This window comes from Paraburkholderia caffeinilytica, assembly GCF_051027425.1.
Taxonomy (GTDB): domain Bacteria; phylum Pseudomonadota; class Gammaproteobacteria; order Burkholderiales; family Burkholderiaceae; genus Paraburkholderia; species Paraburkholderia caffeinilytica_A.
This window is the reverse complement of record NZ_CP186554.1, coordinates 22,373-48,732: the sequence shown is the minus strand read 5'-3', so window position 1 is coordinate 48,732 and position 26,360 is coordinate 22,373. Positions and strand designations below refer to the sequence as shown.

Sequence of the window (26,360 nt, the reverse complement as noted above, 5' to 3'; positions counted from 1 at the left end):
AGCTACAAAGCTACAAAGCTACAAAGCTACAAAGCTAAAACTATATGCAGTCATAACGTCACAGTACTATAGCGTGATAACGGTATAACTGTATGGTGTTATAGAGTTAAAACGTCTTGAGGTTTTGATGTTGTACATCTATAGTTTCGTAGCGTTATAACTTTATGAGGTTGTGAAATGAAGGCCGTGAAAGGGGTTGATGATCTGGCTGCCCGCCTGACGAGTGCCAACGCGACGCCACTTGTTGCACCGCAGGCAGCAGCGGCACCGACTATGTCGGAGCCGGTCCCCACACCAGCGCCGGCAAAGCGAGAACGGAAGATCGCTTCAAAGAAAGAGCCGGTGGACACGATGCAATTAACCATACGTCCAACGCGGGCACTCAACGCGCGCTATGTCGCAGCAGCTGCGAAAAGAAGTCAGCTGGAGGGGAGGGTCGTGACGGTTCAGGAAATCATGCTCGAAATCTTGGAGAAGGGGGGGCTATGAGCAGCATTGTCTATGTTGGCGGGCAGAAGGGCGGGACCACCAAGACCACCACGTCGCATTTGATGTGCCTTGGCGCGATCCTGAGAAAGCAACCAGCTGCATACGTGCTTACCGATCCGCACAGACGCGTTAAGGCCGATGGCCGCCCATACGGGGTGCTGGACGGAAGGGACGGTAATGTATTGGCGCAGATCATCACTGCGAGCCAGAGTACGAAAAACGGTTGGCTGATTGTGGACGGTGGTGGTAACAGGCCAGCCTTCGACCAGGCAATGGCAGAGCAGGCGCACCTTACAATCCTGCCGTTCCGAGCGTCCGAAGAGGATCTTGAGGCGGTTGCCCGTGACCTCGAGACGATGCCTGACTCAATAGCGCTCCCTTCAGCATGGTCAACTAACAAGCATGCTCAGGAGGCCGCGCAGCGCTTGATTGATGCACTTAAACAGGCATTCCCCGGCCGGGTGATCGACAGGCCAGTATGGTTCGTCAATTCAACGGCCGAATTGTTGGGCGCGTCGCTGGAAAGCCCTTCAACCACCGTACGTAATGCGGCTCGGCACACTTTCGATATTCTGATCTCCAGCTTCAGTTTGCACGCTGCAAAGAGGGCAGAGGATGAAAGCAGTACAGTCGGCGCTGCATGAGCGCCGCGCGGTATCTTTAGCCGCCTGTGCTGTGCGGACTACATGGGACCGTTGGATTTCCCGGCCGCCCCAACCGGGGCGACATTCTTATGCGAATGTGCGTCGATCTTCTCAGGAAGAAACGGCGCGTCTACACTCGATCGCCAAATTTTGAATGTCTGCCTTGACGTGCAGGATGTCTTCAAACTCAGGGCCGCGATGTTCCTCGTCTTGCGGCCACAAAGCGTGGCCTTGGTTGGCGAGACTATCGATACGCGCCAACATCGGCACGCTATCAACGGTCACACCCTTTGCGCGGGCAGCCGTGATTTCATCCTGACATGCACGGAGGTCCTGAAGGATGCGGTTTAAGCTTTCGTGGGTCGGTGATCTGTCGTTTGGCATGCAGGGTGTTGAATTTAACTTTGTGGTGGTGATTTGATGGTAGCAGATACCCTCAAATGTCCCCTTGTGCCGCAACTTGCCGAGCTAGAGCGGGCCGAGGCGTCGCAGATGCCTTATATTGCTGCGAAATGTCGGGTAAGTGGCGCGAGATGCTCCTGGGCCCGGCATACATCGTCCGCACACAAACACAAATGGAGGCTGTGGTGAGATATCTCGGAATTGCATTGTTGTTGTTTGCGTCCAGCCTTTCTCAGGCGCATGCCCAGACTGTCCCTTGGGGCTTGGACGTGACAGGAAACATTGCGAACGTAACTGATGCCAGTACGCACACGTACCATTTCACCAGTGCCGATTTGCTTGCGCTTAGTACCAAGACAATCAAGACATCGACCAACTGGACGCCAGTGAGTGTGTGGCGCGGCCCGACCTTGGAGAGCATTCTGCAGAAAGTTGGCGCGCGTGGGAAGGTTCTGCACGTGTATGCGCTCGATGACTACAAGCACGATGTTCCGCTTTCGGATGCGAAGCAATATGGCGTGATCGTGGCATATGAGCGGGACGGCAAGCCGCTGGAACAGAAGGGATTTGGGCCGCTGATGCTGATTTATCCACGCGATGACCACCAGGAGGACCTGAACCGGGCGTCGATCGAGGCTCGATTTGTATGGCAAATTTATAAGATTGTCGTTGAATGATTTTCCTTCGCCGACTTGGCGTCAGAAGAGTCCTCGGCGTCGCGATTGCTCTCCTGCTTTGCGTATCCGCGGTCTGGATCTATTTCGCGTATTCGCTGCTCCTGTCACCAGCGAGTCTCAAGGCGCTGGCTGGTCCTCAAGAGAATTACTACTGGCCCGTGGCGCAACTGGAAATCGCAGCCAACAAGGCTAAGAACGCCTTTCTCCTGTACGGCGCCGGCAGATCGGATTTTCGGTCGGTGCAGTTGCGCTTTGACGTGTTGCAATCGAAATACGCCGTGTTGGCCACACCGTCCGATGCCACTCAGATATTTAATGGAAATGCGTCCTTTCGAGATGCGATCGCACAAATAGGTGCGGTGATCGAGAGGGTGAAGCCTGCCGTCGAACAGCTGCCGCAAGATCCTGGCAGGGCCGTGGACCTGTCGCTTAGCCTAGGGCAAATAGATGAGCCTCTGGCAGTCATCACGGATCACGTGAGCGAGGCCGAGATAGGCCGGCGCGATACAGTCTATGAAGACTTGATCGGAAAGCGGCACCTTTTTTTCCTGAGCAGCCTGCTACTGTTGACACTCCTGGCGGGAACGGCTGTGCTCGCCCTGATGTTAGGCGTCGATCGAAAGCGGCTAACGCGTCAGCAGAACGCGGCGATCAAGGCAGAACAGGACTCGGTCCGCGCCAAAAATGCATTCCTCGGGATGATCGGGCACGAACTGCGGACACCGCTGCAAAGTATCGTTAGCGTGGCCGATACACTTTTGGATCGGCGATTTGCCGAACGCGACGCGACGTTGATCAAGAGGCTGGCGGTAGCCGCAAGTAGGCTAGAAACACAGATGAAAGATCTTACCGACTTCGCGCGACTGGACGCCGGACGCCTCACGTTGCGGGAGCGGGAATTTCAACCCGCCGACGTTATAGGTTCGATGATTGACGACGTGACGACGTCTGCCAGGAGCAAGGGGTTGGAGGTCGTCGCACTGGTCAACAACGGCGAGGGCTGGTATCTGTCGGACCCCGATCGCATCAGGCAGATAGTTGGAAACCTGCTATCGAATGCGGTTCGGTATACGGATGCCGGTCGAATTCTTGTGCGTCTCGATGTGACGCCGTCCAGGGGTGGGGCCGTCCTTGACATCACTATTGAAGACACCGGACCCGGCATACCTGCGGCATCTGTTAGTCAGCTCTTTCAGCCTTTCACGCAACTGGACCAGTCCAATACGAGGAAGCACGACGGCGCAGGCATTGGCCTCGCGATCGTCAAGGGGTTGATCGATCTGCTCGGCGGATCGATCAACATCGAAACTGAACCGGGGCGAGGAACGAAAGTCTCAGTGTCGCTGCCCGTCAAAGCAGCTGCGGCTGCTACAGAGGCCGATGGAACAGAGCTGCAAGTTACGGCGATCATCGAACGAAAGAGGGTGCTTATCGTTGATGATCAGGAGTCTGCAAGAGAGTCATTTGCGGACGTGCTGTCATCGTTTGGTGCGCATGTGGATGTTGCTACCGACGCAGGCGAGGCTTTGACTGCATTGAGTGAGGTGACGTATGACGCAGTATTGCTGGATGTGCAGATGCCAGGGGAAGACGGAATCGCCGTCGCTCGTAAGGTGCGAGCGACACCGGGACCGAATAGGGATGTTCCTATCATCGGCATCAGTGCGTTTTCCAGGGAGCTGCTGAAAGACAGTGGCGCTGAACTCTTCACACAACACCTGCACAAGCCTGTGCGAAACTCGGTATTAAAGCAGGCGCTACTGGATGCGCTCGCAGCTGACAAGCCGCACTGAATTCAACCGAACGTGATCGATCAATGACTATCCTTGATGAGGTTTCGGCGCTTACGAATGCAGGTTCTCTGCTATCGCGCGATGGTGAGATTGTTGCCTCCTATGACCTAGAGGTATCCGACGTGACCGCAGAAGGCTATCGCGCGCTTTCTGCTGTGCAGGCAATCAAGAATGCAAATGTTGCACCGTTTGAAGTCGACTACTCGCGTCTAACGCGCGTTCATGTCATCAACGGAATGGGTGTCACGCTGGGGGACTCGATTATTGGACTCACGGCGCTAGCGGCGATCAAGAGGCAGCACCCAGGAATTTCCTTCGTTATCTACCGTCCGAGTCGCGCCCCCGCATACGTCAAGCAGCTCTACGAACTGGCGGCGCCGATGCTTGGGGCTGTCGTGGATCTTCCCGTCGATGTCGATTCCCTGCCCGACGATGAACTCAGGATCGATCTGGGTAACCATTTGTTCTGGCCGAATTTCTCGTCGATGCCCATGGTAGATTTTTTCCTCTGGGCGCTCGGGATCCCGCCAGATGACGTAGGCCCGGACCACAAGTCGAATGACTGGCTTAAGCGCGTAAACCTGCCGGCGTTGAGCACGGAATGGACATCGAAGGAATATGCGTTGCTCTGTCCGACCGCCAGTACGCCGGTGCGCAGTATTCCGAATTCGTTTCGGGCCGAGGCTGTGAATCGACTTTGGGAGAAATTTCACCTCCCCGTGCTGGGCTTCGGCGAGGTCGATCACCAGCACTACATGGACATTAGTAGTTTATCGGTGGACACAGCTGCCTTTCTCGCGTGGGTGAAAAATGCACGCTTTCTGGTGACGTCGGACACGGCGGCTGTTCACATTGCAGCGGGCTTCGATGTGCCTACAGTGGCATTTTTCACAACGATCCCGCCCGAGCTGCGCGTGCGCGACTATGCGAGCTGCACGGCTATAGACCTTTCTCTCACAGAGCTTCAGGGAGTACAGGCAAGCGGTCGAGCGGGTGATCTGGAGATAGTGGACCGTGCGTATCAGAAACTGATCGCGAGCAACTGGGCGTTGTAGCTCCGTGGTTAGCTCGAGGTGCCGCTCAGTTCGTTAGAGATTTGCGAAAACAATATGGGCATGTGCACCGGTTTCTCGATCCACTTGCAGCCAAATTGCTTAACCACCCGGGCAATGTCGTCAACACGGGCCTTACCGGTTTGCAACTGCCCGGTCAGCAAGTAAATCGGTGTCGATGGATTATCGGCCCTTCGGATATCGACAATCGCGGCCTCGGCGGTGTCATCGTTGATGAGCCAGTCGATTATGAAAGCGTCGAACGCGTTGCTCTTCAGGCTTTCGCGAAAGCTGGCCAGATCATAGAACGGTGTGGCGTTCAGACCGTGGTCGTTAAGATAGTCACAGACATTGTCGGCCGCCTGTGTATCAGTATCATCGTCGAGAACCGCGATAGCCGGCTTATCGAGGTGCGGGAGGTCGGGGCGTATTTCGACCGACAGCACATTGAATATCCGCCCGGCCGGGGCAATTTCGGCTGGATATACGTTCCACATGTCGCCCGACTGTATCGCTACCAGGTCGGCTGATCTGTCGCCACTCAGTTCCTCACCAATTAGCACTGAGCAGGGCAGTGGACGCGGGCTAACCATCAGCATCCCCTCGCCCGTGGTCGAGTCTTCAAAATCTTCGTTGTTTTCCACCAGAACACTCGGAGTTTCGCCGAAGTGCGTAGCAACTGCCCCGAGTTGCTTCAGATCCCATGGCAATTGGCCTTTCATCTTGCGGCTTGCAGCCGAGAAGCTGAGATTAAGTATCCGGCTTAGCTCGCTCGCCTGAGCGCGTTTGGTAACGCCGTGTCGCTCCATCAAATTGCGAACGCGACTGGCGATGGCCGTTGAGTCGGTCTGAATGTCGTTATCAGGCATATCTAGATACCCCTCCTTTGGTTGCCGACTTTATCCATAACTGACCTGACACGCAAGGTTTTGGAAATATTTTGCAAAACATGACTTGACACGCTCATTGCGGCTAGTAAAGTGACGCGGTAGGTAATCTTCATTCCATTGGATGACGCGCGAGGGCAGGAGTTGACGGCGCGGCACCCGCCTAACCACGAATCACTGAAGAGGCTTGATATGGCAGACGCCGTTGTGGGTAAGAGTGTTGCGAAGCGCCTGTTGTCCTTCATTTGCGCGAAGACACGCGACGTACTGGCGGTTTTCTGCAGTGTCGAAGCGAGCACATCGCGGCGCATGTCACTGCTGGTTGCTTTGCTGTGCGTAGCTGTTTTCCCTGAATTCGCCTATGCGATGGACTACAGCACTGGCACGGGCCTGGTTCGCGATTTCGTTAGCTGGCTGTTCGTCGACGCGGGTCCCTATGTCTTCATGGCGATTCTCGGCATCTGTGTGCTCGGGGTGCCGAAGGGTTGGATTCCGATGAAGGGTGCCGTGATCGCAGTTATCTGCTCATTTGTATTCTTCGCGGTCCCTTCCATCGTCCGCTATGCGGCGTCGGTCGCTTCCTCGCAGATCTGAGGTGAGGCCATGCGTGAAGTACACGAAATCCCGAAAGGAATGGTTCAACCCTGGATGATATGGGGCTGCCTGGCTGAGCTGTTCCTCGGCTCGTTCGTATTGCCCGCGGTTGTTTTTATGTTCCTCAAATGGTGGCCGGTGATGCTCGCCGTGCCCTTTCTGGTCATCGGCTCCTATCTGATTACCGCGAAAGACATGTTCGCGTTCTCGGTCGCGTATCAGAGCTTTGGCGCGACGGCGAAGCCACGTAGCCTCAAATACTGGGGCGGAGCCAAGACCTATGCGCCACGATAAATCTTCACGCTCTCGCCGGCGTGTGTCGCCTGCGTCGCAGCCGACGGACAATTTTCCGGCTCTGTCGATGCCGTCGCGCCGTGTGGGACACACGAACCTTTGGGCAGAGGGTGGCACTGGCAAGACGTTCTTCGTGCCGGCGCTGCTCATGCAGGCGGGCGCCCCTCGCGGCCCGAAGCGATAGGAGGAGCCCGGCACTATGTCTCTCTCCACCTTTCTTGACCGTCATTTCGGCGCGTCGCCATTCGTTCAGCGGAGCGAGTCAGACAAGGATGATGCGGCTGATCTGCACGCCTCGCGCGAACTTCCGTTTGGCCTGAACGCGTACTACAACGACCATACGTTGCGCACGCTCGACAGCGGACTGGTGCAGATTGTTCGTCTCCAGGGCCTCTACGCGGAAATGCTCGATGACACCGGCGTCGATGCGTACAAGCATCAGCGGAACACCGCGCTGGAGTCCATCGCTGACAGCAATGTGGGCATCTACGTGTACGAGATCCGGCGCAAGGCCAACCGGTGGCCCGCCGGCAAGTATTCGAACTGGTTTCCGAATTTCCTTAATGAAAAGCTGAAGGCACGTTTCCAGACGCGCTCGTTGTATCAGCACGAAATCTATATTGCCGTCGTGCGCTACCGGCATTACAGCGGGGTAGTCGGGCGGCTCGATCGCGTATTCAATGCCTTCAATCCATCCGGCACCAACGACAAGCTTGAAACGGAGTCGAGACAGGCGCGTGACCTTGAAGAGAAGGTCAATTCGCTGATGAAATCGCTGGCGCATTACGCGCCTCGTCGGTTGGGCCGCGTCGAAACGGAAATCGGGCCCTGTTGTGAGATGGCGCGCTTTCTGCGCTATCTGCTCACACAGGAAGACGGGCCGGTGCTGGCTGACTCATACAACCTGGCCCAGGCGATCGCGAGCGCGTATCTGCATTTCGGCCGCAACCCGATCCTTGGGAAAGATGTTTTTGAGGTCAACGGGCTCAACCACCGGCGCATCGGCCAGGTGTTGGCCATGTCGCGCTGGCCGGATGGCGCTGTCGCCGGGATGGCAGACCGGTTCCAGCGGTTGCCCGCCGAACTGATCGTCACGCAGAAGTTTTTCCCGATCGACAAGCTTGACGCGAGCATGGCGACGTCGACCAGTGAGGCCCGGCTATCGCATGACCGGACGACTGCCGGTATGTCGGCGGAAATTACGGCACTGCGTATGCGACAGGCTGCCAACAAGGCAGTGCTTGGCACCCACCACATGAGCGTCCTCGTTCATGTGCCGGTAGAAGGGCGCTCGCAGGAGGCGGCACTGAAGGCGCTTGAAGCGCTGGATGATGCCGTTGGTAAAACGGGCGAGTGCTTCAAGAGCTGGGGCGTGAAACCGGTTGTCGAGACGACCGGCATGGAGCGTGCCGTATGGTCGCAGATACCTGGTGCCAGAAAGCGGCACAACGGCCGGGTCGGCAAGGTCGAGACGCTCCAGTTTGCCGCCTTTGCATCGCTGCATAGCTTTCCGCAAGGGCGCTTCGACGGAAACCTGTGGGGTGAATGCCTCATGGTCCTGCCGACTGAAGGTCAGACCGGCTATTACCTGAACTTTCATGAGGAACGCGCCGGGATGGTGCCAGGGCATGGCAATTTCGCGGCGAAAACGGGGGTGGGCAAGACGTTGTTTGTCGCGATGGTTACCAGTCAGGCCGATAAGGTGGAGCCCCGGGTGCACTGGTTTGACCGTGAGAACGGCGCGACGGTGTTCATGCAGGCAATGAACGGTGCCGACATCGTACTCAGCCTGTCACGCTCCCTTGGCAACCCTTGCAAGATGCCCGACACGGAACAGAACCGCGCGATGCTGCGCGAGCTGCTGCAGATGATGGCGACGTGCTACGGCTACAGGCTCACTGTTGACGATATCGAACGCATTGCTACGGCAGTCAATGACAACTTCGATGACAGCAAGACTAAATTCGAGGATCGCCGCCTGCGGAATCTCGCCTGGCGCTTCGGCGCGAAGAATTCGGAACTGTATCGCGCGATTGCAGTGTGGCACGGCGATGGCGCGAATGCAGCGGTTTTCGACAACGAACACGACACGCTCGATGTGACAACGCATCGTCACTACCGCTACGAAATGCGGGAGCTGATGAAAGACAAGGAGGGAAGGCCAGAGCTTCCCATCTTGCTCAACTACCTGACGCACCGTATCGAGCAATCGCTTGACGGGTCGCCCGCGATCATCGTGTGGGACGAAGCCCAGACGTACATTCGCAACCCGTTCTGGCAACAGAAAGTCGAGTTGTATCGCGAGACATTCCGTCGGCGCAACTGCGTGACGCTCTTCATTACGCCCGAGCCGAGCGCTCTCTACCGACCGGTGGCGGCCGTCAAGAATCAGGCAGTGACGAGCTTCTATTTCGCGAATGACAAGGCCGATCGACGGGACTACGTCGATAACCTGGACTTTTCGCAGAGCGAGTTCGAATTCATCGAGCGCGCAGCGCCCACCGACTACAAGGTGCTCATCAAGAAAGGCAGCGGAGTCAGTGTGCGCGCCTCGTTTGATATGTCGGACATGCCTGAGCTCGTGGCCGTCCTGTCGTCGAATGACAAGTCGGTTGAGCTGATGAACCGTGTCCGCGCCGAGTTGGGCACAACGGACCCGAGCCGATGGGTTCCAGTGTTCATGAAACGTGCGCTATCTGAACGGACGCACAACCTTTGAGTTGAGTGGTGAGGTGAACCTGTGATCGGACAGATTGCAATCGGTGTACTCGGTGCGGCTAGCATTTTTCTGTCGCAGGACCGACGCGAACACTGGCGCAAGTGGGCCTGTATCTGTGGGCTTGCAGGGCAACCTTTCTGGTTCTGGATGGCGTGGGAATCGCAGCAGTACGGCGTGCTCGCGCTTTGTTTTGTGTATGCGTGGTCGTGGTCGCGAGGCATCAGGCTGTACTGGATTGGAAAGCCCAGGGGCGCAGCGCGATTGGTGGAATCGACCTTACAACCGGAAGTGGAGGTGCAGAAATGAAAGGGCCATTCGTAGCGGCCATCGCAGTGATGGCCATATCGACGTCAGCGTTCGCAACGGGCGTTCCGGTGGGCGATGTAGGGACCTGGACAGCGCTGGCCGCGCAGGGTGCGCAGCTCAAGCAGGAAATCGATACGCTCAAGCAGCAATACGGCGCGGTAACCGGGTCGTACGGGCGCGGTGGGCAGGGGCTGACCGATGCAATTGACGCGTCGTCCATTGTGCCGGGCAGCTGGCAGGACGTTGTATCGCAGCAGAAGAGCGGCATCTACGGTAGCCGACAGGCGACGTATGAAAAGGTGATGAACACGATGTCACCCGATGACTTCGCAGACAAGGGCGAGGGCGCGAACTACAAGATGAGTACCGACTCGGTTCGCTCGGCGCTGGCCGGCGGAGAGTCACTGTACGACGAGGCGCAAACGCACTTGCGTAACTTCCAGAACCTGTCGCAGCAGGTCGACACAACGCAGAACGTCAAGGATGCAGCCGATCTGCAGAACCGCATGTCGGCTGAGCTGGGGATGGCCCAGTCCGCGCAGACGAAATTGCAGGCCATCAACGCGAATCTGACGGCGAACCAGCTCAACGAGAGTAACCAGGCCACCGCAGAGCGCGAGAAGTTTTTCAGCAACGTATCGAAGTGAGGATCGACATGCGAAGCATCGTATTTTATCTCCTGCTCGCCGGCGCTACGTGTCTGGCTGGCTGTGCACATTCCGGCGCGATATCGAAATCGCCGTGCGCGTGCGATTTTCATCCTATCGGGCAGCAGGCGTGACAGCGCGCCGTGGGCCTGCTGGCTCACGGGTGAAGAAACTGGAGACAGGCATATGACGTGGACAGGCAAACTCAGTTGGTTCCTTCTCGCAGTCGCAGTTGTTGGAAGCGGCGGTTTGATCGTTTACGTCGTGCATACGAGCAGCACGGGAGGCGGCACTGTCGAACCCCCTGCGCAGACTGTGCCGGCGTTTGAGCCGAAGACGGAAGCGTATTACCTCGCGCATCGAGCTGAGATGAAAGCGCGCGAAGACGATTGCACAAACCACGGCATTAGTCCCTTTGCTGACACCCCGGAAGCACGCGACTGCAACGCTGCCGCGGAGGCCTCCAAGCAGATATTTTTTGGCCCGGGGAAGTGACATGGCTGATCCGGTAGATCAATTCATCCAGACATTGTTCGACAGCATCCCGTCGCGAACGGAAGCGTTTCTGTCGACCAATTACCCGGTGCTGGGGCACGCAGTCACGCAACCGGCGCTCTACCTCGCGATGATCTGGGTAGCAGTGAAGGTAATCCGGGTTCATTCCGGGCGGGATCCTGCGGACGTGTGGCCTCTCGTGAGAATGCTGCTCACAATCATGTTCGTGTTCGCTGCACTGAACTGGGGCGGGCTTGCCGGACAGATCTTTCACTCATTTCAGGAGCTGCGCGACGACACGGTAAATGCGTTGATGGGCGGGCAGTCCATGACGCAATACCTGGAGAACGCCTACAACAAGTTTTCCGATGCATCTGGCCAGATGATGAAGCAGTCGATGCTCAAGATCGGCATCGTGCTTCTTGGGCTCGTGTTGCAGATTGTCAATACAGCGATGGTCCTGGTCGCGCTTGTTTTGAAGGTCGGCTCAGACATGGGCTTTGCGGTCACGATGCTGCTGTTCCCACTGTTCGTGCCGACGTTGATGTGGAACAGCACGCGCGGGTTCGGTATGAGCTGGTTTGCGGCGATGGCGAAATTTGCACTGGTCGGCATCCTGCTTGGCGTCATTGTGAAATTCAGCTTCGATATCACTGACCAGTTTGTATCGAAGATGGACCCGAACGCAATGACGGCGAACGACGCCTTTTCTGCAATCATCCTTGCAGGCGCCATCACACTTTTCATGGCCTTTACCATTCGCCCGCTGGCGTCCGCGCTGACATCGAGCGGCGCCGCCGGCAGTGGCATGGCGGACATGATCGGCGGCTTCATGATGTCCCAGATCATGTCGAAGTTTTCCGGTGGTGGGCGAGGCGGCGCCGGCGCAAATCCGGGCGCGGCGACTGCGCTGACCAGTATCAGCAACACCCAAACTGCTCACGGCAACCAGCTTGCCCGGATCGAGCGGGCGCTTTCCTCGGGCGGCGCTACGAGCCCTTCAAGCATGTCGAGCCCATCGGGTGCCGGTCAACCGGGCGGCCCAGGCGGCACAGCGCCGTCGAGCGGCACATCTGATGGAGGTCAATGGTGAGCGCGATTTTCCAGAAAGCATCCAAGGTACGTCAGGCGGCAGCGTCTGACGCACCGCCAGCCGAATCCTATGAGGCGATTCGCTTATCCCGGAATCGCGCATATCTGCTCGCGTTGGTAGCGTGGCCGATCGCTGGCCTCGCACTGGCTTCAATGGCCTATGACAAGGCGAATCAGGAGTATGTGCCACCTGTGGTGCTGACTCTTGACAGAAACAACCACGTCGCAAAAAGCGAGATCGGCACACCTGCGGTGCTCAGCTCGAAGGATGCCGTGATCGAGAGCGAACTTGCCCGTTACGTGACTGAACGCTACACGCTGGATCGCGCGTTTCGCCAGGATCATATTGATTACGTCAGGCTGCATTCAGCTTCGGACGTGGCGGACCGCTTCAATCACGAGATGGACGCGAAGAACAGGGACAACCCGTACTACGCGATCGCAGAGACGACGGTTCGTCGCGTGAAGGATCAGCGCATCCGCATTCTCGACCGTGACGACCACAAGGCCGAAGCAACCTTCACGACTTACAACGACGGCAACGGCGACAACAAGACGGTGTACTGGCATGTGCTGTTCCGCTACGACTTCGTGAAGCAGGCGCTAACGCCGCAGAACCGCTACATCAACGGTACGGGTTTCATGGTGACCGGCTTCGAGCCAAACACAGAGCCGGGTGCGCCGGCCCCATCTGGAGGTTGAGATGCGAACAGTCAGGAGTGCCTTGACGGCAGTAGCGATAGCAGTGGCGTTGTCGGCCGTGGCTCACGCAGTAACAGCTGCTGATCCTGTCCTGCGGGGCACGGAAGGCAATGTGCAGCGCCTGCCGTACATGGCGGACCAGATCTACGACCTGACCGTTGCTGACAGGACTTTGCTGGCGATTGACTTTCCGCGCGACGAACACATCAAGGCCATCGCGCAGAGCACGGCACCGGTCTTTCATGTTCAGCGAACGGGCGACACGCTGCAGGTGACGGCCGACAGGCCGGGCGAAAAGATGGGGCTGAATGTCACGACGACGCGCGGCACTTACCACCTGCAGATAGCGTCGATTGACGATGCATTGCAGGCCGCGCATATCGTGCATTTCGTGACGCCCTCGGCGTACTAACCAGGAGAGGGAACGACATGAAAACGATTCGCCACGGCATGCTGGCATGTTCAGTGGGTATTGCGTGCGCCGTTATGGGTGTGAATGCGCAAGCGGCCAAAAATCCACGCTGCGTGATCACGGACAACCGGGTATGCCAGCTTCAGTTCGATCCGAATCAGGTGTACGAAATCACCGGTGTCTATGGTTATGCGACGACGATCGAGTTTGCGCCTGGGGAAAAGATCCTCAACAAGGCGATCGGCGATTCGATCGGCTGGCAAGTTCTGAAGTTTCGCAATCATCTTGTGCTCAAGCCGGTCGAGCCTGACGCGAGAACCAATCTGACGGTCACGACGAGCAACCACGTCTATTACTTCCGCCTGTCCAGTTCGAAGAATCCGGAACGCGCGACCTATGCGGTGCGCTTCCTGTATCCGGCTGATGGAAACGATGGATGGGGCGACGATTCGGGCGGCGTCTCCGATGCATCCTATTCGCCGCCTCGCATGGTCAACAAGAATTATCAGGTGTCGGGTGACGAAAATTCGTTCGGCCTGCAGCGCGTTTTTGACGACGGGCAGTTCACTTACTTTCTGACCACGATCGGCAAGCCCAAGCCGAGCATTTATGTTGTTGACCGGGATGGCACCGAGGCGCTTGCGCCCATGCGCAGGGAAGGGCCATACCTGGTGATCGAGCAGATGGCTGACCGCTTTACGCTGCGCGATGGCGATCGCACCTTGTGTGTGAGCCGGTCGCAACAGGGTGCGGCGACACAGGCGCAGCGCTCACCCTGGGGAGGCGGAAATTGAATACGCCTGATAACCCGAATGATCTGCCTCGTGACAGCGGGCAGCCAGGGGGCGAGCCGGGCGATGCAGGCGATAGCCCGAACGAGCGCCGGCGCGCAGCTGATGCGCTGCGTCAGACGTCGCTCGCGGCCGATCCGGGGCGCGGCCGGCGGCAGACCTTTTTCACGGTCGCCGGCGCGATTCTGTTCCTGCTGTGTGCCGGTGGGTTCTACGCGATGAAGCATGATGCGCCGACGTCATCGGGTAGTTCCGACAAGCCGAAGATCGACGAAGACACGGCGAAGGCCGCGCCGCTGGATGCTGGTCGGCAGAAACTTCCGGCGTCGATGGCGGCAGCTGCGTCGGCACCAGCGGCAAGCTCGAGCGTGGATCCGGACGAAGCGCGACGGGCTGCGGAGCGTCAACGCCAGGCGGCCGCAGCAGCTGAGCAGGCACGCAGAAAAGCCGAGGCAATGCAAGAGGCGCGGATGAAATCAGGCATCTTTGGTTCTGACACGGGAGGCGATGGCTCAGACGATGCAGGCGCCGCTTCCGCCGATGCACAGCAGGGTGAGGCAGGGCTGGGACGCCGTTCTGGCGGTGACGGTCCGAATGATCCGAATTCGGCCTTTGCGCGCGGCGTTGCGAACGCCGACGATTCGACGGTCAAGGCGCAAAAGATCGACAACCTGCAATGCAAGATGGAGCCGGGGGCCATCCTCGAGGGCCACCTGGTGCCGCGCATTATCTCGGACCTACCAGGTTCAATCACGATCATGCTGGATCGGGATGCTTATGGGGAGCAGGGCAGGATTGCGCTGCTGCCGTGGGGTACGCGCATTACAGGCAAACCGAATTCGTCTGTGCGCAAGGGGCAAGAACGAACCTTCATTGCAAGCGCCGTCGCCTTGCGTCCGGATGGCGTCAAGATCCACGTCGACTCACCGGTTGCCGATCAGCTCGGGTCGGCGGGCATCGACGCCGAAGTGGATAACCACGTTGGCCAGATCCTCGGTATGAGCGCTGCGCTGTCGTTGCTCGGCGCGGGTTCATCGACCTACGGTGTGTCGTCGTCAGACCAGAACAACTCGATGGCGATGTACCGCGCGGGTGTGCAGCAGTCGATGGCGCAGTCTTCGCAGCAGCTGCTCGGCGGCTACGTCAACATCCCGCCGACACTCAAAAACGACCAGGGCACGCGCGTGCGCATTCAGGTCGAACACGAGCTGGACTTCTCCGACTACTGCAAATCGGGCGACGGGGAGGAATGATGACAACGGATATCTCGCACGTTCCATGCGAAGTCGCCGCAGGCGAACTGCGCCGCCAGCTGGACGACGCGGTTGCCGACGCGTTGCAGGCACAGATATTCAGGGACTTTGCCCGGGATGACGGACGGTATCTGATGCTCGCGCAGGCAAAGCTTAAGGCCGTTGCCCGCCAGTGTTTCGATGCGCAGGTGTGCCTCAATCGTCCGTCTGTGCAGCAGGCCGGCGCGGTGGCTCGCGCCGAACGCATCCGGGGGCGCTGACATGTCGATCGTGCCGGCATTCTTCAATCGCACCGAGTCCATCCGTCCGCTCTTTGATGACGTCGATGTCTCGGAGATCGCTGTGAATGGTCCGGGTGTCGTATGGGCCGGCCGAAAGGGCATGCGTTTCATGGAGCGGGTGGATACGCCAGTATTGACCGAAAGCACGTTACGAGACTTTGCCGAACTGGTGGCGCATCACTCTGACCAGGAGACGGATGCGAAGCGCCCGCTTCTCGCGGCCTCGATCCCCTCGGAACTGACGGGGCCGGGGAATCGCGATTTCCGTATTCAGGTTGTTCAACCCCCAGCGGTGCCGCCTGGCACGATCGCGATTGCGATCCGCAAACCGTCAACGCTTGATTTGACGATGCAGTACTACGAGGAGAGCGGCGCTTTCAGGCGAGTCAATGAACCATTGCCCGATGCGGAAGACACTGGCAGGAAGCTGGCGATGCTATACCGCGACGGCAACTGGCCAGCCTTCCTGCGGCTCGCCGTCAAGGCGAAAAAGAACATCGTTGTGAGTGCACCGACTTTTGCTGGCAAGACGGAGTTCATCAACATGCTCCTGAAAGAGATCTCGCCGGCGGAGCGGATCGTGACGATTGAAGACGCGCGCGAACTGCGGCCTCCGCAGGCCAATACGGTGAACCTGCTGTATTCGCGGGGCAATCAGGGCACGGCAAATGTGACGCCAGTTGAACTGATGGAAGCGTCGTTGCGCCTGTCGCCTGATCGCGTGATTCCGGGCGAACTGCGTGGCGCTGAAGCATACGTCGCGCTGGAAATGCTGAATTCCGGGCACGGCGGCTGGATGACGACCCTGCACGCAACTAGCCCCGAGCACATGTTCGAACGACTCGCGCAGATGGTCATGCGCTTCGGCTCGACTTTGCAGCGTGCCGAGATTATCGACTATGCCCGCAGTCTCATCGACGTCGTGGTGCAGATGCATCGCTATGACGATGGGGTGCGGGGAATCAGCAAGGTGCTCTATGTCCCCCATTAAATCGCTCGTCGTGCCTCTGGCGCTGGGTGTGATGCTGCTGTCCGCTCAAGCGTCACAAACGGATTTGCAGGTCGCTTCCCCACCGGTTGCAGCCTCCTTTGTCTCGCTGGCCCAGGAGTGCGCCCCTGATGTTCATCACGCGCTGTTGGGGCGCGTGGCGACAGTCGAGAGCAGCGGCAATCCGTTCGCGATCGGCGTCGTCGGCGGCCATCTTGCACGCCAGCCAAAGAACCTTCCGGAAGCGTTGGCCACCGTCAAGGCGCTCGACGCCGGAGGCTGGAATTACAGCATGGGACTGGTGCAGGTCAACGTACACAATCTGGCGCGTTACGGACAGACCACAGAGAGCATTTTCGAGCCCTGCACGAACCTAAAGACCGGTGCCGCGATTCTTAAAGCGTGCTACGCCCGCGCGAAACCGCAATTTGCGCAGGCTGATGACGCGGTACGTGCGGCGCTCTCCTGCTATTACAGCGGCGATCTGACTAGGGGCGCCGCTTATGCCCAAAAAGTTGCGGCTGCCGTCCCGGCGTCCGGTGTGCAGGGAGCGCAGCCAATCGATGTTGTTCCGGACGTTCGCCCTGCAGGTGGACCCGCACGACGCGCGGCGGCACGGCCAGAGCGCGCCGCAAAGTCTGCGGCCAAAGACGACTGGTTCACGACCTATGGGGACGACGACGAAGACGGTCAGGCCAACGGGCAGGCGAGCGATACGCGCAAGGCAGTAAAGGCGTCTGGAGCCGTCGATGACCAGTAACCAGTTTCGCATGCTTGCTGCCGCCTTGGTGCTGGACGGCTATGCCGTCACGGCGGCCGTGGCGGCGTCGCAATGGTGGCATCACCAGCCAGGGGCCGGCGCGCAATTCGCGGCGCTCATGGTGCCTATGTCCTTTTATCTGATGGCCCGGCTGGTGCGGGAGAGCGGCGGCTGGGTCCTGCTGCCGCCCGTGCTTGCCTTGATGTGGTTGGGTGCGGTGGCTGCGTCGCCGTTCTGTTTGCTGGGTCTGGCCGTGCGCAACACGTGGAGTGCCTGGCGAACCATGAGGGTCGGGCGCAGGGCGCCTATTTTGGAAGGGGGTGGGGTATGGCGATGAAAAATGGAATCAGGCTGATGCTGGTGATGTCGGTGCTCGCTGCTGGCGGTCACGCCGGCATGGCCCGTGCCGATGACGACTACGGATGCCGCATTGTGATCTGTCTGGGTAACCCCTCATCGAATGGCGGGCCGTGGGCGCCGTCTACCTGCGGACCGGCAATGGATCATCTGATGGACGATCTCCGCCACGGCCGCGGCTGGCCGCAGTGTAAAGACTCGGACATGACCGTCCGCCAGAACAACACGCCTTACGATCCGTGCCCTGCTGGCACGACGGCCGCGACGGCTGGCGCCTGGGTGGCCGAAGGGCAACGTAAGGCCGGTGCCCGTCCGTACAGCGGCATGAGCGGTTTCGCACTGGTCGGAACGCCGAAGCCTTCCGTGGCGGATCTCACTAACGGTTACGCGTACTACGGGCCGCAGGCCTGTGTAGGCAGCCAGGTCGGCGCGTATCAGGTGTATGGCGATCCCTCGAGCGATGCGTCAGCGGTGAGCTGGCGAAATGGGCGTGACGGTGGTGGATACGACGGCGATCCAGTCACCGTCACGGTGTATGACCACATCGTCTGGCAGCCGCCGCAATCACCAAATGCGATTGACGTGTACGAAGCCGGCCAGTTCCAGACGCGCATTCACTACTGAGGAAGTTATGTCGGACGCCGATCTCATGCAGGGCTGGACACAAACCGGCCCTTACGAACTGACTCACCTGAGCGGGTGGAAGATCATTGCGGCTGTTATCGGTGGCAAGCCGGGGCAGTTGCTGCGACATGGCGACGATGTGCGAGGGCCGTTTGCCAGTCGTGCTGCTGCAATGCGCGCTCACGCCCGCGACCAGCAGCGCGATGCGGTGCCGCAGCCTGACGATATTGGAAACAAAGAGTACGAAGCATGGTTGAGTGATGAAGCGACGCCGCGTGCCAGCCTGATTGACCGTATCAGGGAGCTGGAATCGCAGGGCGACGATCAGTTGATGCTGCTCAGTGCACTGCACCGGCGCGCAACAGAACTTGCCTTCTCCATTCGTGCGGCCGAATGTGGCGCGGTGACCGAGCCGGACTCTGGCGTTTTCGAAACGGTTTTCCATGTGGTGTTCGAGCTCGCCGAGCATGCCATACGCGGCCTTGATGCCACAGAGCGGGCCGAACGGATTCTTGCCCATATGTCGCCGGATGCTGCCGCTGCGCTGGTGGCGATACGGCGGTATGACCTTCGCGATGTATGCGGGTGGCCAGATGCGACGCGGAACCATTACCTGCGCAACCTCGTGGCGCACGCGATGGAGCCGGTCGCGCCGTCTGGCTACCGTTGTACAGATCTGGCGTACTGGGCGGGACTGATCGACATGTTTCCGGAGAGCGAGTTCGATATCCGCGGCAAGGCGAAGCAATACACCGTCGATGAGGGACATGGCGCGTACGACGAGGGGTATGCATGCGCACGCGCTGGCCTGCCGACCGTGCATCAGCCGAACCCGTACCCACGCTATACCGTGCGGCACGTCAGATGGTGGAACGGCCACGAAGCCGGCTGGCTCGATTATCTGCGCGCCCGTAGTCCCGTCAGATTATCCATCGCATCAAAAACAGATGAGGATAGCGAAGTTGCTCCATAAATACCGGTCGCTGCTGGGAACGGTGGTCATGGCCGGCCTGCTGCTCACTGGGCAGGCAGATGACGCGTGGGCGGCATGCACGGCGCCGGTCGGCCCATCGATCGATACAGGATTCTCTCCGGAGGGTTCCGCCGAGCGACTGGTACTCGATGGCATCTGTTCGGCCCATCAGTCGATCCATGTGGCGGCGTACACCTTCACTTCGTCGGCGATCGTACGGGCGTTGATTGCCGCGCGTGAGCGTGGCATTGACGTGGCGGTGGTGGCCGATGAAAAAAGCAACCTCGTCGAGGACCGCAACGGCCGCGCCCGCGTGGCGCTGAATCTTCTGTCGGCCGCCGGCGTGCGGGTGCGTACGATCGACGTGTATCCAATCCATCACGACAAATTCATGGTGATCGACGGCGAAACAGTGGAGACGGGTAGCTTTAATTACACGACGTCGGCAGCCAGGTACAACAGCGAAAACGCTGTGGTGATGTGGCATGTGCCGGTGGTCGCGCAGGCGTATCAGCAGCACTGGCAAAGCCGGTTTAACCAAGGGCGCCCCTGGTCCGGGCAGGCGTCGAACTGACGGAGGTTTTTATGTTTGAAGACACCGTATTGCGGTTTAGCGACAAGGAGCGTCAGCAACAGCTTGCGGAGCAGGAACAGGCGCTCGCGCAGCGCCGTGCGAGTCTCGAGGCGCGCCAGAAGAATCTCGCATACCGGCAGGACTGGCTTAAAAGGGAGCCTCACGCAGTCGCGCAGGCAGTCGAGCGCGAGGACCAGCAGCGCCGTGAAGACAGGCAACTCGCGACCGATGCCAAAGCGCTCAAGACACGCTTCGGCCTGAAAGACGGTGAGTTGATCGACACGGCCGCGATGCGCGGCGCGCTCGAGCAGGCGTTAGCAGAAAAAGAAGTCGAGCAGGCACAGCGGGCTGAGCAGATCACCGATCGGGCGTCGCTTCTGTCGGGTCTGAACAAGCTGGCGTTGATCGACGCGAGGAAGACCGCCGAGATCCTGCACGCGAACAAGGATCTGAATGTGCAGCGTGAGTGGAGCCGGCAGGAAGTTGCCGAAATGTTCGCGAAAGCGCAGGCGCGCGTCGACGACAAGGGCGCCACGCACACCTACCCCAAGACGCTCGATGGCTGGGCGAAATCGCTGGAAGCCCGCAATCGTGAGCTGGAGCTTGCCGAGATCAAGCTCGATGCGCAGGAGCAGGCATTACGGGCGCAGGTGCGTCGCGCGATTGAGGGGCCGGAGAAGACCGCAGCGCAGCCCGTCGCGGAGCAGGTCGCGCAGAAGACCGCAGAGCGCACGGTCGAAGTAGCGGCGGGCAAGGCTGCGGCAGCGGGCGCGAAAGAGAGCGTCAGTATTGATACGTCGCTGGAGACCTTGAAAGATCCGGCTAAATTTGCGGCGACTGTTGATACGGTCGCGAAGACCTCGGGGGTCAGTGCGGAACAGGCCAAAGCCACACTCGAAATGCTGCGCGAAATGAGGGAAGCCAACGCGGGCAGGGTGTCTGCAGCGGGGACACCTGACAAGGCCGCGATCGAAGCTGCGCGCAATGCGTTCTTCTCGCGCGGCAGTGGGAAGAGTACGGCACCGGTCGAGAACGTAGCAGAGAAGGCCGCGGAGAAACCGGCCACGCAAAAGTCCAATGTTATCGAAATGGGAACCGGCAAGCGAACGCCGTCTGCTGCGGCAGTTGAGAGCAGCGGCCAGACACCGGAGGCGAAGAAATCCGTCGACGGGGTTGCGGGTTTCAAGAAACTTGGTCGAAACAAAACGAAGGATGCCGCCGACCGGGACGCTCCAGCTGCGGACAAGTCGGCGGAGGCGGGCAAAGTGCAAAGGGCGGAAGGTGCCAGCGTCGCGCGTGTCGATGCAGGACCACGTAAGAAATTTGCGGAGCTGAATGCGCATGAAAAGCTTGAACGCCGCGCCGAGTTCTTCGGGAACCTGCGCGAGTCGGCCGGCTTTACGCGCGATGGCAAGCAGGCAGTCTCGGAGCGGGCCAAGGAGGCCGTCAGGCCGGGAAAGCAACGTGAAGGGCACGGGATCGGCTGATCATGCAAAAGCACGAAATCGTGATGATGCAGTGGACGGGCGCGGTGCTCGCGCTCGTTCTTGGCCTTTGCGTGTCCTTCACTTTGGCAGGTTATCCGCCACTGCCGTTTCCTGCGGGGATCATTCACGGCTTCATGGCGGCCGTGCATGATCCTTTGCTTTTCTGGGGCGCGGTGCCGGGTGCGGCGCTCGCAGCGGGGGCCGCATGGGCATGCCACGAATACCTGTTCAATGGTTTCGAAGGCTACCGGTACGCCAGATTCATTCGTGGCACGAAGATGGAAAACCGGCACCAGCTGAGCAGCCGCATCGCGCGACATAACAATCAGTATCGCAAACAGGCCGTGAAACACGGCGATGCGCCGCGCGCGCCAGTCGCCGTTTGTGGCGTCGAGATGCCGACGGATCTCGAAACGCAGAACCTGATCGTCGTGGGTGCACCAGGCTCCGGCAAGAGTCAGGCGATTAATGGATTGATCGCATCGGCACTGCGCCGCGATGACCGCATGGTGGTGGTTGATCCGAACGGCTCGCTCATGTCGCGCTTCTATTTACCAGGCGACATCGTGATCAACCCGTACGATGCCCGGTGCATCGGCTGGTCGCTGTTCAACGAGGTCGATCACGGTTTCGACTTCGAACGGCTCGCACATTCGGCGATTCCACCGCAGAACGGCGATCAGGCCGAAGAGTGGGCGGGCTATGCACGCGCGCTGCTCGCGGACACGATGAACAAGCTCGCCGGCGACGACATGCGCGACATGGTGACGCTCACTGATTTGCTGGTGCGCGAACAGCGCCCAGTGTTGCAAAAGTACCTTGAGGATACGGATTCAGTGGGTTTCTTCGCAAAGGATGCGGATAGGGCGACGGCCAGCATCATCTTTACGCTGAACAAGTACATCCGGCCGCTGCGTCGCATTCCTGATGGCGATTTCTCGATCCGGCGCTGGATGGGCGACGAAAACGGAGGGAACATCTGGATTACGTGGCGTGAGGATCAGCGCACGGCTCTGGGCCCGACGATCCCAGTCTGGCTCGACCTGATCTACGCGATGATTCTGAGTGAGGCGCCGACGTTCGACCGGCGGCTGTGGGTGTTCAAGAACGAACTCGCATCCCTTGGTCGTCTCTACAGTTTCGAGGCTGCAGTATCGAAGGGCCGCAAGCATGGCCTGTGTGTCGTGGGGGACCTACAGGATCTGATTCAGTTGCATCAGCAACTGGGGGATCTACCTGCGAAAGCGACGCTCTCGTGTTTTCGCAGTCTGCTTGCGTTGGGAGGGGCCAACGCACTGACAACTAAAAACGTTGCGGAGATGATCGGCTGGCACGAAGTAGAGCGCCACCCGATCGGCGTGCAGGGCCAGTGGCGTATCAACACACGCGAGCGCAAGCGCGATCCGGAGCTCGTCGTCACGTCGTCGCAACTCTCGAATCTGCCCGACCTGAACGGGTATCTGAAATACGGCAAGGACTGGCCGCTGGCGAAAATCAGGTTCGGTGCGCGCGACTATCCGGTGCGCGTGCCTGCCTACATCGAGGCGCAGCCGAACGAGACCCTGCTGTCGATCGCGATCCCCGCGCCGGTCATTCCAGCGCCTGCGCCAGAGGGTGGCGGCCCAGCAGCAATCATTATCGGTGCCATTAGATCATGACCGGGCGCACGACCAACCTCATGCCGGCATCTGCCCAGCCCACCGTGATTTTTCACGGCACGCCGTCGCAGGTTATCAACATGCCGGACCTGTTTGGCACCAGCATCGCGATCGGTGGGCTGGCCGTCGTCTTTTCATGGGCAGCCTCGAGGTGGACTGTGTCTCCCGTCATAGTTATTGCGCCTGTGTTGGTCTGCCTGGCGCGGCTCGCGCTTGTATTCGTCGAAACGGCGTTCACGGAAATCGTGATCGACATGGAGCGGATTACCTGCCGACAGGGAATTTTGAGCCGAAAGGTCTCGAGCCTCGAGCTGTTCCGCATTCAGGATGTGATCTCGCTTCATCCGTGGTGGCAGCGCGTGTTTAACGTGGGGATGGTCGTCATCCTGACGAGCGATTCGAACAACCCGCGCTGGTGTCTGCCGGGCATGGTCAACGCGGAACAGATGCGTACCGCGCTCAACCGCGCTGCGATCGCGCTGCGCGACTACAAGGGTATTCGGGAAGTAAATATGGGGCGGGTCTGACACGTGGAGGGCACCATGCATGAATATCGATTTGACGATGTAATCGTCGCGGCTAATGCCGATGACCTGCAGGCTTATCTGGCCGATGCGCATGGCGAGAAGGTGCGGCCGCTGTGCATGTGTACGCCGGTAGGTGTCCCGATGTACGTTGCAAAAGTCGGCGAGCACCATGTGATCAAACGCATGCCGAACACGGGAGGCGCACATGCGCCGGACTGCGTGTCATACGAGCCGCCAGCGGAACTGTCCGGGCTAGGCGAGGTGAAAGGTGAGGCTATACAGGAGAACATCGAGGATGGCATCACCACACTCAAGCTGGATTTCAGCCTCTCGAAAACAGGGGGTAGGGCAGCCCCAGCGCCATCAGGCGCCGCGGCCGATACGGTGCGCACAGACGGGGCAAAACTGACGCTGCGCGGCACCTTGCACTATCTGTGGGAAGAAGCTGGCCTGAATCGCTGGTATCCGGCGATGGAGGGCAAGCGCAGTTGGTACGTCGTGCGCAAATTCCTTCTGCAGGCCGCAGCCGGTAAGGTCTCAAAGGGGGAGCCGCTGGGGCGGTCACTGTATGTGCCCGAGTCGTTCTCGTTGGAACAGGCGGCAGGCATTACGCAGCGACGCATTGCGCACATGGCCGAGCTGGCTACCAGCAAGAAAGCCCGCAAATTGATGATTGCGATCGGAGAAGTGAAGGAGATTGCGGAGTCGCGCTATGGCTTCAAGATCGTCACAAAGCACCTTCCAGACTTTCCGTTCATGTTGAGCGAGGACTTGCATCGAAGGCTCCAGAAACGGTTTGTGAACGAACTGGCGCTGTGGGACAGCATTGAGGATTCGCATCTCGTTTCCATTGCTACATTCGGCCTGAGCCCGACCGGCATCGCGTCCATCGAGACGCTTGCCGTCATGGTCGTGTCGTCCAACTGGATTCCCTTCGAGCATGCATACGACAAGCTGATGCTCGATGCACTTACGGTGCACAAACGGCGCTTCGTGAAGGGTCTTCGGTATAACCTGGCGGAGAACAAGCCACTCGCGTGTGCGGTTCTAGCCGACGTATTGCCGAAGCCCGTTGCGCTGTATGTGCAGCCGCCGGGTGTTGAGCAGGAAGACGAGGATGCATTGTCGAGCCTGATCGAGGAAAGCGACATGCCGTCGTGGATCTGGCGTGCGGGGGAAGAGATGCCGGAACTGCCGCCGCCGACGGTAAGCCGTGAAGCGAAGTCATCACCGCACTCGAGAAACAGGTTGGACGAAGCGAATGCGGCTGCAGCGGATGCGGTCACGTCGTCGGCCGCGCAGGAGTCTGCATGGGAATGAGGATCGCTTTGCTCTGGCGTGTTGGGCTAAGCCCCCCACGGATGCGCGAAAGTGCAAAAAGGGTTCCGGCCATGCACTGATAGCGTAGATGCACGCCAGATTATCGAAGAAACGAAGTAGGGGTTTCCGCAGCGCTCGGAGCCCCTATTCTGACGTTTACCCACTTAGTCGGGCGTCATCCGTTCACGTCAGATAAGGAATAGTTGCGGATTCGGCTTAAACCGGAACTCCAGGCCCGTGACCTTTCGGCCGCCTTGCTTGGTTGGCTTCCATTCAATAAGCAGGCCATCCTTGCCGGTCAGCTCGTCGACAGCGACGTCGATTACGCGCCGGCGCATCTGGCCAAAGTCTTTGACGCAACTCGGAGGCGCATCCATCGCATGACAAAAGTCGTCGAAGCTAATACGAACCAGCCCAGTGTCCCGATATTGGGCGAACATTTCCATCAGGCGCCACGAGTAGACGGAGCGCAGCGCGGCGGTATGCTTGAGCTTGTAGGTAGTGAATTCCTTGCGCAGGCCCAATAGGAACGGCGCGACCTCAGGCGAGAAATTGACGTCGACCCACCCTTCGCCTTCGTGATACGTATTTCCGGAGGTCCACCGGTATTTGCGCTCTTTTTCGCCTCGACGTGTCTGCTCTACGGTGCGGATGTACTTGTTGAAGATGGACTCCGCGGCTTCGCGAAGTTGCCCGTAAGCCGTCGCCTGATCCACCGCGAAGGCCGCTGCGTATTCCTGCGCGGACAGTTTTACCCGCCACCCTTCGTTTGGTCCCAGGGCGGCCGCCAGCTTGCGCAGCTCGACCGAGTCGCTCTGGGCGATCGCGGCAGATATCAGCCGCTTCTCGATCAGTTTGAGGCCTTGGGCTGCACGCGTAAGGGCATTGCTCATGTTAACGAACCGCTCGGAGAGAGCGTTATCGGGCATTTCTTGGAGTGTTGCCGGTGCTTTCATTCTGACATTTCCCAACTCAACCTGACACGGTTCGACAATGGCAGACAACCCACATTCTGTCAACATCCGATGCCGTCAGAAATTGGGTTCAGTGGGAAAACGTCAGAATTCGCTAGATATCCCCTGCCAGTGGGAAAACGTCAGAATAGACGCCTGTGGACAACAGTGGGAATTCGCCCGACTAAGTGGGTAAACGTCATTTTTCAGTGGGAAAATGTCAGATGAATACGCCGCAAACCCATTCCTAGCAAGGCTTTCGCGCGTATACAAACCTCTACAAACCTATTTACAAACACTACGTACCACCTTCACCGCAGGTTTGAACATAATTACGCGACATCATTTCAGCCACGCTTCAAAAAGCGCCTACCCTACGGACCTACGGTCCTCCGCCCCGACGCTACGCGTCGGCCTGCGCGTGCTACGCACGCTTCTATCCAGTCCTCAAAGAGGATCGAAGGAACCAAACCCGTTCACCAAGGCTTCTGCGGGGCAGGCACTAAGGGCTACGCCGGCCTACGGCCGCCGAATCCCTAAGTGCGCGATAAAAGATTTACGGGCGCGCCTCCGACGCACCCGTAAATCAACGCGCTCGCGTGCTCGCCT

General features: G+C 59.1%; 29 protein-coding genes. 25 read left to right on the top strand and 4 right to left on the bottom strand.

What is annotated here, in order from left to right:
* The first annotated feature begins 177 nt into the window (after positions 1-177).
* Both ACOSV0_RS37170 and ACOSV0_RS37165 read left to right on the top strand, forming a co-directional pair.
* Positions 178-489 (top strand): hypothetical protein, encoded by a 312-nt coding sequence (locus ACOSV0_RS37170; RefSeq protein WP_434116261.1) that lies wholly within the window; start codon positions 178-180, stop codon positions 487-489.
* Entirely contained in the window at positions 486-1,133 is a 648-nt protein-coding gene (locus ACOSV0_RS37165; protein WP_434116260.1) for a hypothetical protein, read from the top strand. The genes ACOSV0_RS37170 and ACOSV0_RS37165 overlap by 4 nt, the downstream gene beginning before the upstream one ends.
* A gap of 111 nt (positions 1,134-1,244) precedes the next feature.
* On the opposite strand, the gene ACOSV0_RS37160 is transcribed toward ACOSV0_RS37165, so the two are convergent.
* Positions 1,245-1,517, bottom strand: a complete 273-nt coding sequence (locus tag ACOSV0_RS37160) for a hypothetical protein (RefSeq protein WP_434116258.1) — start codon at positions 1,515-1,517, stop codon at positions 1,245-1,247.
* A gap of 203 nt (positions 1,518-1,720) precedes the next feature.
* Here ACOSV0_RS37160 and ACOSV0_RS37155 point away from each other — a divergent pair, with 203 nt between their 5' ends.
* The 3 genes from ACOSV0_RS37155 to ACOSV0_RS37145 are packed head-to-tail and all read left to right on the top strand — an operon-like array spanning position 1,721 to position 5,060.
* The gene (locus ACOSV0_RS37155; RefSeq protein WP_434116257.1) at positions 1,721-2,212 is read left to right on the top strand and encodes a molybdopterin-dependent oxidoreductase; all 492 of its coding nucleotides are present in this window, start codon (positions 1,721-1,723) and stop codon (positions 2,210-2,212) included.
* The gene (locus tag ACOSV0_RS37150; RefSeq protein ID WP_434116255.1) at positions 2,209-4,005 is read left to right on the top strand and encodes an ATP-binding response regulator; all 1,797 of its coding nucleotides are present in this window, start codon (positions 2,209-2,211) and stop codon (positions 4,003-4,005) included. The genes ACOSV0_RS37155 and ACOSV0_RS37150 overlap by 4 nt, the downstream gene beginning before the upstream one ends.
* A gap of 23 nt (positions 4,006-4,028) precedes the next feature.
* The gene (locus ACOSV0_RS37145; protein WP_434116254.1) at positions 4,029-5,060 is read left to right on the top strand and encodes a glycosyltransferase family 9 protein; all 1,032 of its coding nucleotides are present in this window, start codon (positions 4,029-4,031) and stop codon (positions 5,058-5,060) included.
* Between the two features lie 8 nt (positions 5,061-5,068).
* Here ACOSV0_RS37145 and ACOSV0_RS37140 read toward each other — a convergent pair whose 3' ends face one another.
* Positions 5,069-5,926 (bottom strand): helix-turn-helix domain-containing protein, encoded by an 858-nt coding sequence (locus tag ACOSV0_RS37140; RefSeq protein ID WP_434116252.1) that lies wholly within the window; start codon positions 5,924-5,926, stop codon positions 5,069-5,071.
* A 210-nt stretch (positions 5,927-6,136) separates the two neighbouring features.
* Between ACOSV0_RS37140 and ACOSV0_RS37135 the strand changes: the two genes are divergently transcribed.
* The 10 genes from ACOSV0_RS37135 to ACOSV0_RS37090 all read left to right on the top strand — a co-directional run bounded on the left by ACOSV0_RS37135 (position 6,137) and on the right by ACOSV0_RS37090 (position 15,249).
* Positions 6,137-6,538 (top strand): mating pair formation protein, encoded by a 402-nt coding sequence (locus tag ACOSV0_RS37135; RefSeq protein ID WP_252889399.1) that lies wholly within the window; start codon positions 6,137-6,139, stop codon positions 6,536-6,538.
* A gap of 9 nt (positions 6,539-6,547) precedes the next feature.
* Complete coding sequence (locus ACOSV0_RS37130; RefSeq protein ID WP_179741880.1) at positions 6,548-6,832, top strand: VirB3 family type IV secretion system protein; 285 nt, start codon at positions 6,548-6,550, stop codon at positions 6,830-6,832.
* 199 nt (positions 6,833-7,031) lie between these two features.
* Complete coding sequence (locus ACOSV0_RS37125; protein WP_434116249.1) at positions 7,032-9,551, top strand: hypothetical protein; 2,520 nt, start codon at positions 7,032-7,034, stop codon at positions 9,549-9,551.
* A gap of 302 nt (positions 9,552-9,853) precedes the next feature.
* A complete protein-coding gene (locus ACOSV0_RS37120; protein WP_434116248.1) occupies positions 9,854-10,504 on the top strand; it encodes a type IV secretion system protein in 651 nt (216 codons plus the stop codon).
* 186 nt (positions 10,505-10,690) lie between these two features.
* Positions 10,691-10,999, top strand: a complete 309-nt coding sequence (locus ACOSV0_RS37115; RefSeq protein WP_434116307.1) for a hypothetical protein — start codon at positions 10,691-10,693, stop codon at positions 10,997-10,999.
* A gap of 1 nt (position 11,000) precedes the next feature.
* Positions 11,001-12,092 (top strand): type IV secretion system protein, encoded by a 1,092-nt coding sequence (locus tag ACOSV0_RS37110; RefSeq protein ID WP_434116305.1) that lies wholly within the window; start codon positions 11,001-11,003, stop codon positions 12,090-12,092.
* Positions 12,086-12,793, top strand: coding sequence for a type IV secretion system protein (locus tag ACOSV0_RS37105; RefSeq protein ID WP_434116246.1), 708 nt, complete (start codon positions 12,086-12,088; stop codon positions 12,791-12,793). The genes ACOSV0_RS37110 and ACOSV0_RS37105 overlap by 7 nt, the downstream gene beginning before the upstream one ends.
* A 43-nt stretch (positions 12,794-12,836) precedes the next feature.
* Positions 12,837-13,205, top strand: coding sequence for a TrbG/VirB9 family P-type conjugative transfer protein (locus ACOSV0_RS37100; protein ID WP_434116244.1), 369 nt, complete (start codon positions 12,837-12,839; stop codon positions 13,203-13,205).
* A gap of 17 nt (positions 13,206-13,222) precedes the next feature.
* On the top strand, positions 13,223-13,999 hold the full coding sequence (locus tag ACOSV0_RS37095) for a TrbG/VirB9 family P-type conjugative transfer protein (RefSeq protein ID WP_434116242.1): 777 nt from the start codon (positions 13,223-13,225) through the stop codon (positions 13,997-13,999).
* On the top strand, positions 13,996-15,249 hold the full coding sequence (locus tag ACOSV0_RS37090) for a TrbI/VirB10 family protein (protein ID WP_434116240.1): 1,254 nt from the start codon (positions 13,996-13,998) through the stop codon (positions 15,247-15,249). Before ACOSV0_RS37095 ends, ACOSV0_RS37090 begins: the two co-directional genes overlap by 4 nt.
* On the opposite strand, the gene ACOSV0_RS37085 is transcribed toward ACOSV0_RS37090, so the two are convergent.
* A complete protein-coding gene (locus tag ACOSV0_RS37085; protein WP_434116239.1) occupies positions 15,219-15,536 on the bottom strand; it encodes a hypothetical protein in 318 nt (105 codons plus the stop codon). The genes ACOSV0_RS37090 and ACOSV0_RS37085 overlap by 31 nt on opposite strands.
* Between ACOSV0_RS37085 and virB11 the strand changes: the two genes are divergently transcribed.
* The 10 genes from virB11 to ACOSV0_RS37035 all read left to right on the top strand — a co-directional run bounded on the left by virB11 (position 15,511) and on the right by ACOSV0_RS37035 (position 24,798).
* The gene (virB11, locus tag ACOSV0_RS37080) at positions 15,511-16,521 is read left to right on the top strand and encodes a P-type DNA transfer ATPase VirB11 (protein ID WP_434116237.1); all 1,011 of its coding nucleotides are present in this window, start codon (positions 15,511-15,513) and stop codon (positions 16,519-16,521) included. The two genes, ACOSV0_RS37085 and virB11, sit on opposite strands and share 26 nt — an antisense overlap.
* Positions 16,508-17,278, top strand: a complete 771-nt coding sequence (locus ACOSV0_RS37075) for a lytic transglycosylase domain-containing protein (protein ID WP_434116235.1) — start codon at positions 16,508-16,510, stop codon at positions 17,276-17,278. The genes virB11 and ACOSV0_RS37075 overlap by 14 nt, the downstream gene beginning before the upstream one ends.
* Complete coding sequence (locus ACOSV0_RS37070; protein ID WP_434116233.1) at positions 17,268-17,615, top strand: hypothetical protein; 348 nt, start codon at positions 17,268-17,270, stop codon at positions 17,613-17,615. The genes ACOSV0_RS37075 and ACOSV0_RS37070 overlap by 11 nt, the downstream gene beginning before the upstream one ends.
* Complete coding sequence (locus ACOSV0_RS37065; protein WP_434116231.1) at positions 17,612-18,259, top strand: hypothetical protein; 648 nt, start codon at positions 17,612-17,614, stop codon at positions 18,257-18,259. The genes ACOSV0_RS37070 and ACOSV0_RS37065 overlap by 4 nt, the downstream gene beginning before the upstream one ends.
* A 7-nt stretch (positions 18,260-18,266) precedes the next feature.
* Positions 18,267-19,232 (top strand): hypothetical protein, encoded by a 966-nt coding sequence (locus ACOSV0_RS37060; protein WP_434116229.1) that lies wholly within the window; start codon positions 18,267-18,269, stop codon positions 19,230-19,232.
* Positions 19,222-19,806: a phospholipase D family protein gene (locus tag ACOSV0_RS37055; protein ID WP_434116227.1), complete on the top strand. Its 585-nt coding sequence runs from the start codon at positions 19,222-19,224 to the stop codon at positions 19,804-19,806. Before ACOSV0_RS37060 ends, ACOSV0_RS37055 begins: the two co-directional genes overlap by 11 nt.
* Before the next feature lie 272 nt (positions 19,807-20,078).
* Positions 20,079-21,293, top strand: a complete 1,215-nt coding sequence (locus ACOSV0_RS37050) for a hypothetical protein (protein ID WP_434116225.1) — start codon at positions 20,079-20,081, stop codon at positions 21,291-21,293.
* 2 nt (positions 21,294-21,295) lie between these two features.
* Positions 21,296-22,951 (top strand): type IV secretion system DNA-binding domain-containing protein, encoded by a 1,656-nt coding sequence (locus tag ACOSV0_RS37045; RefSeq protein ID WP_434116223.1) that lies wholly within the window; start codon positions 21,296-21,298, stop codon positions 22,949-22,951.
* Positions 22,948-23,478, top strand: a complete 531-nt coding sequence (locus ACOSV0_RS37040) for a PH domain-containing protein (protein ID WP_434116221.1) — start codon at positions 22,948-22,950, stop codon at positions 23,476-23,478. The genes ACOSV0_RS37045 and ACOSV0_RS37040 overlap by 4 nt, the downstream gene beginning before the upstream one ends.
* 15 nt (positions 23,479-23,493) lie before the next feature.
* Positions 23,494-24,798, top strand: a complete 1,305-nt coding sequence (locus ACOSV0_RS37035; protein ID WP_434116302.1) for a DUF1173 domain-containing protein — start codon at positions 23,494-23,496, stop codon at positions 24,796-24,798.
* Between the two features lie 188 nt (positions 24,799-24,986).
* Here the strand turns inward: ACOSV0_RS37035 and ACOSV0_RS37030 are convergent, their stop codons facing one another.
* The gene (locus ACOSV0_RS37030; RefSeq protein WP_434116301.1) at positions 24,987-25,754 is read right to left on the bottom strand and encodes a replication initiation protein; all 768 of its coding nucleotides are present in this window, start codon (positions 25,752-25,754) and stop codon (positions 24,987-24,989) included.
* Positions 25,755-26,360 lie beyond the last annotated feature (606 nt).

Bases quoted from the DNA above. Each gene is read 5' to 3' on its own strand.
- ACOSV0_RS37035 (WP_434116302.1), top strand. From the start codon at position 23,494: ATGCATGAATATCGATTTGACGATGTAATCGTCGCGGCTAATGCCGAT.
- ACOSV0_RS37140 (WP_434116252.1), bottom strand. From the start codon at position 5,926: ATGCCTGATAACGACATTCAGACCGACTCAACGGCCATCGCCAGTCGC.
- ACOSV0_RS37135 (WP_252889399.1), top strand. From the start codon at position 6,137: ATGGCAGACGCCGTTGTGGGTAAGAGTGTTGCGAAGCGCCTGTTGTCC.
- ACOSV0_RS37120 (WP_434116248.1), top strand. From the start codon at position 9,854: ATGAAAGGGCCATTCGTAGCGGCCATCGCAGTGATGGCCATATCGACG.
- ACOSV0_RS37065 (WP_434116231.1), top strand. From the start codon at position 17,612: ATGAAAAATGGAATCAGGCTGATGCTGGTGATGTCGGTGCTCGCTGCT.
- virB11 (WP_434116237.1), top strand. From the start codon at position 15,511: ATGTCGATCGTGCCGGCATTCTTCAATCGCACCGAGTCCATCCGTCCG.
- ACOSV0_RS37070 (WP_434116233.1), top strand. From the start codon at position 17,268: ATGACCAGTAACCAGTTTCGCATGCTTGCTGCCGCCTTGGTGCTGGAC.
- ACOSV0_RS37030 (WP_434116301.1), bottom strand. From the start codon at position 25,754: ATGAAAGCACCGGCAACACTCCAAGAAATGCCCGATAACGCTCTCTCC.
- ACOSV0_RS37075 (WP_434116235.1), top strand. From the start codon at position 16,508: ATGTCCCCCATTAAATCGCTCGTCGTGCCTCTGGCGCTGGGTGTGATG.
- ACOSV0_RS37105 (WP_434116246.1), top strand. From the start codon at position 12,086: ATGGTGAGCGCGATTTTCCAGAAAGCATCCAAGGTACGTCAGGCGGCA.
- ACOSV0_RS37110 (WP_434116305.1), top strand. From the start codon at position 11,001: ATGGCTGATCCGGTAGATCAATTCATCCAGACATTGTTCGACAGCATC.
- ACOSV0_RS37150 (WP_434116255.1), top strand. From the start codon at position 2,209: ATGATTTTCCTTCGCCGACTTGGCGTCAGAAGAGTCCTCGGCGTCGCG.
- ACOSV0_RS37170 (WP_434116261.1), top strand. From the start codon at position 178: ATGAAGGCCGTGAAAGGGGTTGATGATCTGGCTGCCCGCCTGACGAGT.
- ACOSV0_RS37045 (WP_434116223.1), top strand. From the start codon at position 21,296: ATGCAAAAGCACGAAATCGTGATGATGCAGTGGACGGGCGCGGTGCTC.
- ACOSV0_RS37040 (WP_434116221.1), top strand. From the start codon at position 22,948: ATGACCGGGCGCACGACCAACCTCATGCCGGCATCTGCCCAGCCCACC.
- ACOSV0_RS37145 (WP_434116254.1), top strand. From the start codon at position 4,029: ATGACTATCCTTGATGAGGTTTCGGCGCTTACGAATGCAGGTTCTCTG.
- ACOSV0_RS37130 (WP_179741880.1), top strand. From the start codon at position 6,548: ATGCGTGAAGTACACGAAATCCCGAAAGGAATGGTTCAACCCTGGATG.
- ACOSV0_RS37060 (WP_434116229.1), top strand. From the start codon at position 18,267: ATGTCGGACGCCGATCTCATGCAGGGCTGGACACAAACCGGCCCTTAC.
- ACOSV0_RS37095 (WP_434116242.1), top strand. From the start codon at position 13,223: ATGAAAACGATTCGCCACGGCATGCTGGCATGTTCAGTGGGTATTGCG.
- ACOSV0_RS37115 (WP_434116307.1), top strand. From the start codon at position 10,691: ATGACGTGGACAGGCAAACTCAGTTGGTTCCTTCTCGCAGTCGCAGTT.
- ACOSV0_RS37165 (WP_434116260.1), top strand. From the start codon at position 486: ATGAGCAGCATTGTCTATGTTGGCGGGCAGAAGGGCGGGACCACCAAG.
- ACOSV0_RS37160 (WP_434116258.1), bottom strand. From the start codon at position 1,517: ATGCCAAACGACAGATCACCGACCCACGAAAGCTTAAACCGCATCCTT.
- ACOSV0_RS37125 (WP_434116249.1), top strand. From the start codon at position 7,032: ATGTCTCTCTCCACCTTTCTTGACCGTCATTTCGGCGCGTCGCCATTC.